Source organism: Rhodoluna sp., from assembly GCF_049276775.1.
In the GTDB taxonomy this organism is placed as follows: domain Bacteria; phylum Actinomycetota; class Actinomycetes; order Actinomycetales; family Microbacteriaceae; genus Rhodoluna.
Genome location: NZ_JBASXC010000091.1, coordinates 1 through 10074 on the forward strand (window position 1 = coordinate 1; position 10074 = coordinate 10074).

Genomic DNA, 10074 nt, shown 5'->3' on the forward strand with positions numbered 1-10074 from the left:
GGCGAAGGGTGGTTATGGAACCAGTTAGAAAATATAACGGTGAGCCATAGCTTGAATATTTGTGTAATTCCATCGATGTGATTGGTTTCATCTACACATCTTGGACGGATAAATTTCTTTACACAAAAGTTATACACAAGTACCTGAACAGGTCTTTATTCGGTATTACGAAGGTCTAGTCTCAAGAAACCTCACCTGAGGAAACTAATCTGAAAAGAGGATTCATGCGTAAGCCGGATATAAAAATCGAAAGCACAGTTTTCTCTCGCGAATACGAAAATCAAAAGTATTTAGAGTTTGGTCCGGAGTTGCCACAAACACCTCCTCTGCAAAACGCCACCGCACACCTCGCGCGCATTGCAACAGCAATTAACGAGGTCATCTTGGGAACCCGCCCAGTCGAACAGCTTTCAAAGTTTTTAGATGAACACGTTTTTGAATCACTCAGAAGACGATCATCCGCGAGGGCTCAAGCCAGAATGCGTGATCGAAAGCAGACTGTGATTGCCCCCACCGATGTTCTGAGGGTTAGATACCAATCTCCCGCGGAGAACGTTATCGAGTCGGTCGTCTTACTGTCCGATAGAAAGCGAGCCAAGGCAATAACGATTCGACTAGAGGGTCAAAACGGCAGCTGGAAAGCGACCAACATTGGGTTTCTCTAATTCTTGAAGAAAGAGCTTCCCTTTTCGGGTTTCTCCGCCTTGCCAGCTTTCTTGCGGTTGGTAGCCTCTAGCTTCCTGGCCGCAGCCCTGTTGACCGGAGCCTGGTTTACAACCGGCTTCGCGTCATCAGCGGGTGCGCCGGGGGCGCTATAGGTGAGGTTTCCCTGCGGTCTAATCTGATCAACTGGCGACTCGTTCAAGGTCACTTCGACGTTGAACAGGTAAGTCACTGCCTCTTCCCGGATTGCGCCCATCATTTGCTGGAACATGTCAAAACCCTCGCGCTGGTACTCAACCAGCGGGTCACGCTGAGCCATGGCACGAAGTCCGATTCCCTCTTTGAGGTAGTCCATCTCATACAGGTGATCGCGCCACTTGCGGTCGATAACCGATAGTACGACACGTCTTTCAAGCTCACGCATGGCCTCTTCACCGAGCGACTCAGTTCTGCGAGCGTACTGAATCTTCGCATCGCTAATGATTTCTTTGGCCAAGAACTCCGCCGTTAGCTTGGAGCGGCTTCCGGCCTCGGCAAGAACTTCATCTATCTCAATTGAGACTGGGTAGATGGCTCGGAGCTCAGTCCATAGAGCCTGAAGAGTTGCGTCCGTGTCTTCCTTGGAAGCCATCGCTGTGCTGGTTAGGAACCGAATAGTTTCTTCTAGGAAGCTATCGACGCGACCCTGAATGTCATCGCCCTCAAGAATGAATCGGCGATCGCCATAGATTGCCTCACGCTGACGGTTTAAGACATCGTCATACTTCAAAACGTTTTTTCTAATTTCGGCGTTGCGACCCTCAACCTGCGACTGGGCGCTGGCGATTGCCTTTGAAACAACCTTTGATTCAATTGCGGTGTCGTCGGGAACGCTCGAGCGGTTCATCAGTGCCGAAGCGGCACCGGAGTTGAATAGGCGCATCAGATCATCGGTCAAAGAAAGATAGAACCTAGATTCACCGACGTCACCCTGACGACCTGCTCGACCACGAAGCTGGTTGTCGATTCTTCTAGACTCATGACGCTCTGTTCCAAGAACGTAAAGTCCACCGACCGACAAAACCTTCTCGGCCTCGATTGCAACTTCTTGCTTGATGCGCTCAAACTCCGTTGCCCAAGTCGCCTCGTACTGCTCCGGATTTTCCTCGGGGCTTAGGCCCTTAGCACTTAGGGCATCAACGGTTAAGAACTCGGCGTTTCCACCGAGCATGATGTCTGTTCCACGGCCAGCCATGTTGGTTGCAACTGTTACCGCGCCGAAGCGTCCGGCCATGGCAATGATTGAGGCCTCTCGGGCATTGTTCTTGGCGTTTAGTACCTCGTGCTTAACTCCACGCTTGGCAAGGAGAACCGATAGGTACTCGCTCTTTTCAACGCTGGTGGTTCCAACCAAAACCGGCTGGCCCTTGGCGTGACGCTCAACGATGTCCTCGACAACCATGTTGAACTTTACCTCTTCGTTTTTATAGATCAGGTCGCGCTGGTCGATTCGAACCATTGGGCGGTTGGTCGGGATTGGGATGACGCCGAGCTTATAGGTGGCCATAAACTCAGCCGCCTCGGTCTCCGCGGTACCGGTCATGCCGGAGATTTTTGAATACAACCTGAAGAAGTTCTGCAGGGTGACCGTTGCCAGGGTCTGGTTCTCAGCCTTGACCTCAACGCCTTCCTTGGCTTCGATGGCCTGGTGAATGCCCTCGTTGTATCGACGGCCGGAAAGAATACGACCGGTGTGCTCGTCAACAATTAGCACCTCACCCTTAAGAACGACGTAATCCTTGTCCTTTTTGAATAGCGCCTTGGCACGAATTGAGTTATTAAGAAAAGAGATAAGTGGTGTGTTGGCCAATTCGTAGAGGTTCTCAATCCCCAGGTAATCCTCTACTTTTTGGATTCCCGGCTCCAAGATTCCAACAGTGCGCTTTTTTTCGTCTACTTCGTAGTCAATCACAGGCTGCAAACGCTCGGCGATCTTCGCAAACTCGTTGAACCAGCGGTTAGCCTCACCTGAGGAAGGACCGGAAATAATTAGAGGCGTTCTTGCCTCGTCGATCAGAATCGAGTCAACCTCGTCAACAATTGCAAAAAAGTGTCCGCGCTGGACCAGGTCAGATTTTTGCCATGCCATGTTATCGCGCAGATAGTCAAAGCCAAACTCATTGTTGGTCCCATATGTTATGTCTGCAAGATACTGCTCGCGACGCTCGGCTGGCTCCTGACCGGAGAGAATGCAACCGGTTGTCATTCCAAGAGCTCTGAAGACTCGACTCATGAGTTCGGACTGGTATCCGGCCAAGTAGTCATTCACGGTAACAACGTGAACGCCTCGACCCGCGATGGCGTTTAGGTAAGCCGGAAGGGTTGCAACCAGTGTCTTACCTTCACCGGTTTTCATCTCAGCGATGTTGCCAAGGTGCAGTGCCGCTCCACCCATGATCTGAACATCGAAGGGTCTAAGTCCAATTGTTCTGGTGGCAGCTTCACGAACAGCCGCGAATGCCTCTGGCAACAGGTCGTCTAGTGACTCCCCGTTAGCAAAGCGCTCTCTGAGGACCTCGGTTTCGTTCTTTAGTTCGTCGTCAGATAGCTGCTGGAATTCAGGCTCGAGCGCGTTCACAGCTGAGGTTAGGGCCTTCAGCTTTGCAAGGATCTTGCCCTCACCGGCACGGATAATCTTGTCAAAAATAGACGGCAAAGAACGCTCCAAACAATTGGGGAAGTAATTCCTTCAATCTTAGACGATGGGCCTTAGCCCAGCTAGCTCAGGGAAATAACCCCGTAGTCCCAGCCTTTTCGCCTATAGACCACACTCGGTTTCTTGGACTCTTCGTCCAAAAAGAGATAGAAATCATGGCCCACCAGCTCCATGTGATACAGCGCATCGTCTACAGACATCGAAACCGAAGGGAACTCTTTCCGGCGAATGACCACCGGGCTCTCGCCCATGTCTGGCTCCTGAACGGCTGCCTCCGGCATCACCGGGCGATCCAGAGGAACCAGGACATCGGCCGAAACCGGCTTAATGTCGAGGGTTGCAAAATCAGAAGAACTGAGCTCACTGGCTGAGAGGTTCCGGTGTCTTCCGCGGTGAACCTTTAGTCGATCCGAGGCTCGGCGAAGCCGCTCGGAGAGCTTTCCAAAGGCAATGTCAAAAGCTGCAAACTTATCGGAGGCCTGTGCCTCGGCACGGATTACGTGACCGGGCTCTAAAACGGTGAGCTCGACGCGGTCCTCGGGACCGGAATTTTTGCTGTGATCATACCTGGTGACTTTTATGTTCAGCGCGGTTGCTCTCGACGAAAGCTGGGATACCTTCGGGGCCCGATCGGATACGTAATCCTTGAACCGATCAGAGACTTGAAGATTGCGGGTAGAGATGTTGATTTCCATGGTTGCCTCCTGCTCCCAAGTTCCACTTTGAACCTGTTAGGTAACAGGCTAGACCTATCTGAGATATCCCGCATACGCTATGCCCTGGCCTCGCTAACTACCAGCGCTCCTAGAACTATTGCTCCACCAAGACTCAGCGTTTTCCAAGCTTCTCTGATGGTGGCCCCTGTCGTCACTACATCGTCGACCAAAAATACTGTCTTTCCCGCAACCGATTGATTCAGGCTCATGCTGCCCTCAAGGTTTGAAATACGCTCCGCACTGGAAAGACCAACTTGGTCTCGTACCTCCGAACTCAACACTAGGCAGTTCAACACCCTGGCGTTTGGAACCTTTTTTGCAAGTTGCCTCGCAAGCAAAAGGCTCGGTAGGAATCCACGCTTGGCAAAGTTTTGGATTCGGCTGGGCGCGGGAACTAGATAGCACTGGCCTGAAGCTCCCGAAAGATCCGAAAGTGCCAAAAGCTCCTGAGCTAGAGGGTCCATCAGTTGTCCCAACTCTCTTGCAAGGGCAAACTGGCCGCGGTCCTTGAACGCCACCAAAAGACTTGAGACCTCACGTGAGTAGCTTGTGGCAGCAAGTCCATTGACGGGGCCGCGATAAAAATAATGTGGCTTGGGCTCTAAGACAAAATCGCAGCCCAGGCAGAGGTTAGGACCGGGGGCATCGCACACCGCACACCTTGAAGGAAAGATGACATCGAGTAAACCTGTTTTGGACACACGAATTATATTGGCCGACCGAGGACTACCAAAACAAAGAATAAAAAACTGTTGAAAACTTTTTTATCGGTTAACAACCGTTAGAGCTTTGACGTCGCTTCGGAGAATTGACCAACTAGAACCAGTAAATCGGTAAAGCTCCCCGAGTTTGCTTAGGAGGTAAAGCTGAGAGGAAGCGCCAGCTCCAACAATGAGAGCCGTGTTGGGTAGGGCACTTATGATTCTCGAGGTTCCACCCACCGAAACCAGGACGGCGTTTGTGAAATCTGCTATTGAATTCACTACCACTACCGTAGTTAGGTCGACCCAACTCATTTGTGTAGGACCGGCAACTTCTGAGGCAATTTCAATCGGGGTTGCAAATTCAATGGGCTGACCGGCTGAGTCCCTGACAATCCCAGAAAGAAGTACTCGGTTTCTTTCGGGACCAGCCACCAAGATGGCAATGCGCGACCCCTCCGGAGAAATGTTGAATCCCCGCACTGACTCACCCGCCAGCCAAGGAGCCGAAACCCTAGTTCTTTCCCCGTTGGTGAAAGTTGCAAAGACATCGCTACCGCGAGATCTCCCAAGACTCCACAGGTATCCCTGAGCATCGAATTCGATTCCGACTATTCCGGCCCTGGCATCCACAAGCTCGGCCGCTACTCCCGGATCTATCGAGCTAGTTCTAATGACTCCCGCGGGTGTTAGAGCCGCAAGCCACTTCGATTGCTCCGAGATTGCTATTTCTGACGTCGGGTTGAGTTCGAAAAAGTCCTCCCCGGCATTCAGGAGCTCAGTCTCTGTGCTGACTATGGCTTCGAGTCCCTCATCACCGAGAACCACAAGAGACCGAGCTCCAAGAGTCCTGAGCTGGCCAGCTGGCTCAATAGTTTCCTGACTGGATCTTTCGATAGAGATTGCCACCTGTTGCACGTTTGGCAGTTGAGACAAGGTCGCATCGAGCTGAGCCTTCATCAAAGAGCGGTCCGCGCGCGAGGCCACCAGCGCTCTGGCGGTTAGGTCAACCAGCGCGACACCCCTTTCCACTGTAACGGCGTCAATCGAGAGTCTGGTCCCGCTGGGGATCGCTGAAATCACGGCTGGACGAAGCCAGCTACTTGGACCTCGAAGAAGGGCGTTAGCAAGCTTGGTTCCGGTTGCCGGGGTGGACGGGAACCAGCGGAGCTCGGGAACGAGAGCGCGTCTTTGCCGATCAACAAAGTAAATTGCGTAATCCCTAAACACCACTTCGAAAACCGGTCTTATTAGGACGGTCGCATCTGGGGCGAAGGAGAGTCGCCACTGTCCCGCCTCTTGGACAAATTGGTAATTCAAAATTCTGGTCGTTCCAGCTGGATTGGTTTCGTACCTTCCGTCGGCATCAATTTGGGCACTAACATCAACCGAGAGTTGAGCCGAATTATCTGCGCCAATTGTGACCTGCGGGCTTTGGCGCTGGACCAAAACCTCTAGGTTTGGATTCCAACTGGAGCGAATTGATTCGCTCAAGAACTCTCTGGCAACCGCGTAGTCGTTCTGGGGGCCGGTGCCAGCGGCTAGAAAACCGCGGAGTATTTCGGCCTGTGTAGCACCGTCTACCGGTCCGGCTGGTGAGTAGTAAAAAGTCTGGGCATCTACGTTCGGGGTAAGTTCAGGTCCGATTCGAACCGGACCTGAAATGGGAAGGGCGGCGCAACCGGTCAAGGTAAGTATGAGCGTAAAGGCAAATAATTTTTTCACGGACGAACCTCGTCCTCGCCAGCCATAACCTCGGTCTGGTCCGAACCAATTGTTGCTGGAAGCTCTAGCGGTGACTTACCAAAATCAGACCCTTGAACTTTGGGAAGCGTTAGCCGAAAACTTGCGCCCTTGTTAGGTTCTGCCCAAACATCTAGCGATCCGCCGTGCAGCAGGGTGTCCTCGAGGGAGATGGCAAGTCCCAAACCGGTGCCACCGGTAGTGCGCTTTCTCGCAGGGTCTGCCCTCCAGAACCTGTCAAAGACTCTTTCTAATTCCAGCTTGCTCATCCCCACGCCACTATCTGTCACGCTCACTGCAACGGCCTTTTCGTTCACGCCAACCGCAACAACAATCGGTTTGGCATCGCCGTGCTCGATCGCGTTAGCGAGCAGGTTTCTAAGAAGGCGTTCAATTCTTCTCGAGTCGAACTCGGCCAGCACTTCCTCCGGTGGAAGCTTGATTTGAATCTGACTACCGCGATCAGTTGCCAGCGGCTCCACGGACGCGACCGCCATTCCAACAATCTGATTCAGATCATGAATTTCGAGTTCTGCACGAACTGCACCAGCGTCGTAGCGAGAGATTTCCAGTAGGTCATTCAACAGCGTTTCAAACCGAACTATTTGACCACTTAATAACTCGGCGGAGCGCCGAAGTGACGGATCAAGGGTGTCCCTGGCATCGAAAATGAGATCTCCGGCGAGCTTAATGGTGGTGAGTGGAGTTCTAAGCTCGTGGGAGACATCTGAAACAAAGCGTTGCTGCATTTTAGAAACGGTCGCAAGCTTTGTAATTTGCTGCTGCAGAGAATCGGCCATCTTATTGAAAGACCTTGCCAGAACCGCAATGACGTCTTCTCCTTTTTCTAGAAGGCGAACATCGAGCGCTCCGTCGGCAATCTCTTCGGATACCTCGGCGGCCACCTTCACCGGCCTTACCAACCATCCGGTCACCACGTAAGCAACGCCACCAATGATCAAGATAAGCACCAGGCCGCCAATAATCAGAGTCTGCTGGACAAAGTCCAGGGCCTGCTGCTCACTAGAAAGATCAAAAATCAAATAAAGCTCGTACTTGCCAGCCAATGGAATTTCTACTGGAGACCCCACCACAATTCCTGGCCTTAGTCCGGCAAGATCATTTCCTGCGTTTGGCAGCTGAATTGATTGATACAAAACTCGGCCGCTACTATTTCTCACTTCGGTACGGAAGTTTTGGGCTATCAGCGAGGTTTCTAAACCAGCGGAAATGGGACTCTGCAGGATTTGAATGCTCGATTGCCCCGGCGTGCGAAGCAATGCAACCCGTCTTGAGTTTGCGACTCCGGTTGCTTCAAGTTTTGGGACCACCGAATTCATAAGCGTTTGAAGAGCAACTTCATCGTTTACGCTCGAGGCTGCAAAAGTGTTTTGAACATCGATAACGGCAGCTTCTGATTCGGCCAGTACCTGACTGAGCCTTGCCTCAAATAATCCATTTCCGATAGAAAAAGATAAGAAACCCCCGAGGGCAACAATCAAAACTCCACTCAGTACAACAGTGGTGGCCACCGCTCGAGCCTGGACCGAGCGTCTAAACAAACTAAACATTTAGATTATCCAGCCCTGTAGCCGATGCCTCGAACCGTGGTGACAATTTTTGGATTGTCTGGATCCTCTTCAATTTTGGAACGAAGGCGCTGAACGTGAACGTTAACCAGCCTGGTGTCAGCCTTGTAGTGATAACCCCAAACTTTTTCTAGCAGCATCTCCCTGGTAAAAACCTGCTTAGGTTTTTGAGCCAGAGTCAGTAGCAGGTTGAACTCAAGAGGTGTGAGTGAAATCTGGGAACCATCTTTGAGTACCTGGTGGCCGATAACATCCAGAGTGAGTGGTCCTATCGTCACGGAGTCTTCCGAACTTGAGATCGGGCGAAGTCTTGCTTTGATTCGGGCCGTTAATTCACTTGGCTCAAAGGGTTTGACTATGTAATCGTCGGCTCCCGCTTCAAGGCCCAATACAACGTCATGGGTTTCGCTTTTGGCTGTGAGCATGATGATCGGAGTTCCCGAAACCGCTCGAATTTCTTGGCAAACGGCAATACCGTCCTTGCCGGGAAGCATGACATCAAGTAGTACCAAGTCAGGTTCGACCGCTTGAAAAGTCTCCAGGGCGGTATCGCCGTCAGGACAGTACTCGGGAGTGAAGCCCGCAGCCGTTAGAACAATGCCAACCATTTCCCTAAGCGCATTATCGTCGTCGACGACCAAGATCTTAGGAGTCATAAGTGGTCCTAGTAGCGGTAGTGGTCAACCTTGAATGGTCCGGTTGCTGGAACCCCAATATACCTCGCCTGTTCGGAGGTTAGCTCGGTCAGTTCTACACCCAGAGCCTTTAGGTGAAGCCTTGCCACCTTCTCGTCTAGGTGCTTGGGGATGAAGTGCACGCCCAGCGGGTAGTCCTTTAGGTTTGTGAACAACTCAATCTGAGCCAGAACCTGGTTTGAGAAAGAGGTGCTCATGACAAAACTTGGGTGACCGGTTGCGTTTCCGAGGTTCATTAGACGACCCTCGCTCAAGATCAGAACGCTTCTGCCGTTGGGTAAAACCCACTCGTGAACCTGTGGCTTGATCTCAATTTTGCTTACGCCCTGGATTCGTCCAATGCCAAGCATGTCGATCTCGTCGTCGAAGTGTCCAATGTTTGCAATCACTGCGTAGTTCTTCATCTTTAGGACGTGCTCGGGAGTGATAACTCTGGTGTTGCCAGTTGCTGTCACAAAGATATCTACTTCTTCGATTACAGATTCCAGGGCAGCTACTTGGTAGCCATCCATTACCGCCTGCAGAGCACAAATCGGATCGATTTCGCTAACGATAACTCTTGCGCCCTGGCCGGCCATCGCCTCAACGGCACCCTTGCCAACATCGCCGTAGCCGCCAACCCAAACGGTCTTTCCTCCGATGAGAACATCGGTTGCGCGGTTGAGGCCATCGGGAAGAGAGTGCCTAATTCCATACTTGTTATCAAACTTGGTCTTGGTGACGGCGTCATTGACGTTGATGGCTGGGAAAAGCAGTTCGCCGCGCTTGAAGAATTCGTAGAGTCTGTGAACACCGGTGGTGGTTTCTTCGGTGACTCCAATAATTTCTTCCGCAATCTTGGTGAAGCGATCCGGTGACTGCTTCAAGGACTCGCGCAGCAACTCCAAAATAACGCCGTACTCTTCGCTGTCGTCGGCACCGGTGGGTGGAACCGATCCGGCAAGTTCGAACTCGCGTCCCTTGTGAACCAGAAGGGTTGCGTCTCCGCCGTCATCCAAAATCATGTTTGGACCGGTGTAGCTTGCTCCCTCGGCTTCTGCTTCCTTTGACCAGTCAAAGATTCTTGAGGTTGCCCACCAGTACTCGGGTAGGGTTTCACCCTTCCAAGCAAAAACAGGAATTCCGGCAGGCTGATCCACGGTTCCGGAACCAACCGCAACTGCGGCGGCGGCTTCATCCTGAGTTGAGAAAATGTTGCAGCTAGCCCAGCGCACCTGAGCGCCCAGTGCAGCCAGAGTCTCAATCAACACAGCGGTCTGCACGGTCATGTGA

Annotated in this window: 8 protein-coding genes; 1 reads left to right on the forward strand and 7 read right to left on the reverse strand. The window is 52.1% G+C overall.

Annotated elements, in window-relative coordinates:
* Positions 1-224: 224 nt before the first annotated feature.
* Positions 225-665 carry an Rv3235 family protein gene (locus tag WAO31_RS06080; RefSeq protein ID WP_509591477.1) on the forward strand — a complete coding sequence of 147 codons (441 nt, stop codon included), beginning with the start codon at positions 225-227 and terminating at the stop codon, positions 663-665.
* Here the strand turns inward: WAO31_RS06080 and secA are convergent.
* From secA to ahcY, 7 genes are all read right to left on the reverse strand, one after another.
* Positions 662-3358, reverse strand: coding sequence for a preprotein translocase subunit SecA (gene secA / locus WAO31_RS06085; protein ID WP_509591479.1), 2697 nt, complete (start codon positions 3356-3358; stop codon positions 662-664). The genes WAO31_RS06080 and secA overlap by 4 nt on opposite strands.
* Positions 3359-3420: 62 nt before the next feature.
* Positions 3421-4053 (reverse strand): ribosome hibernation-promoting factor, HPF/YfiA family, encoded by a 633-nt coding sequence (gene hpf, locus WAO31_RS06090; RefSeq protein WP_509591481.1) that lies wholly within the window; start codon positions 4051-4053, stop codon positions 3421-3423.
* A gap of 77 nt (positions 4054-4130) precedes the next feature.
* Positions 4131-4775, reverse strand: coding sequence for a ComF family protein (locus WAO31_RS06095; RefSeq protein ID WP_509591483.1), 645 nt, complete (start codon positions 4773-4775; stop codon positions 4131-4133).
* 63 nt (positions 4776-4838) lie between these two features.
* Positions 4839-6500 carry an LpqB family beta-propeller domain-containing protein gene (locus tag WAO31_RS06100; protein ID WP_509591486.1) on the reverse strand — a complete coding sequence of 554 codons (1662 nt, stop codon included), beginning with the start codon at positions 6498-6500 and terminating at the stop codon, positions 4839-4841.
* The gene (gene mtrB / locus WAO31_RS06105) at positions 6497-8089 is read right to left on the reverse strand and encodes an MtrAB system histidine kinase MtrB (protein ID WP_509591488.1); all 1593 of its coding nucleotides are present in this window, start codon (positions 8087-8089) and stop codon (positions 6497-6499) included. Before mtrB ends, WAO31_RS06100 begins: the two co-directional genes overlap by 4 nt.
* A 5-nt stretch (positions 8090-8094) precedes the next feature.
* Positions 8095-8763 (reverse strand): MtrAB system response regulator MtrA, encoded by a 669-nt coding sequence (gene mtrA / locus WAO31_RS06110; RefSeq protein WP_509591490.1) that lies wholly within the window; start codon positions 8761-8763, stop codon positions 8095-8097.
* A gap of 8 nt (positions 8764-8771) precedes the next feature.
* A partial coding sequence (gene ahcY / locus WAO31_RS06115) for an adenosylhomocysteinase (RefSeq protein WP_509591493.1) occupies positions 8772-10074 on the reverse strand: 1303 nt, incomplete at its 5' end.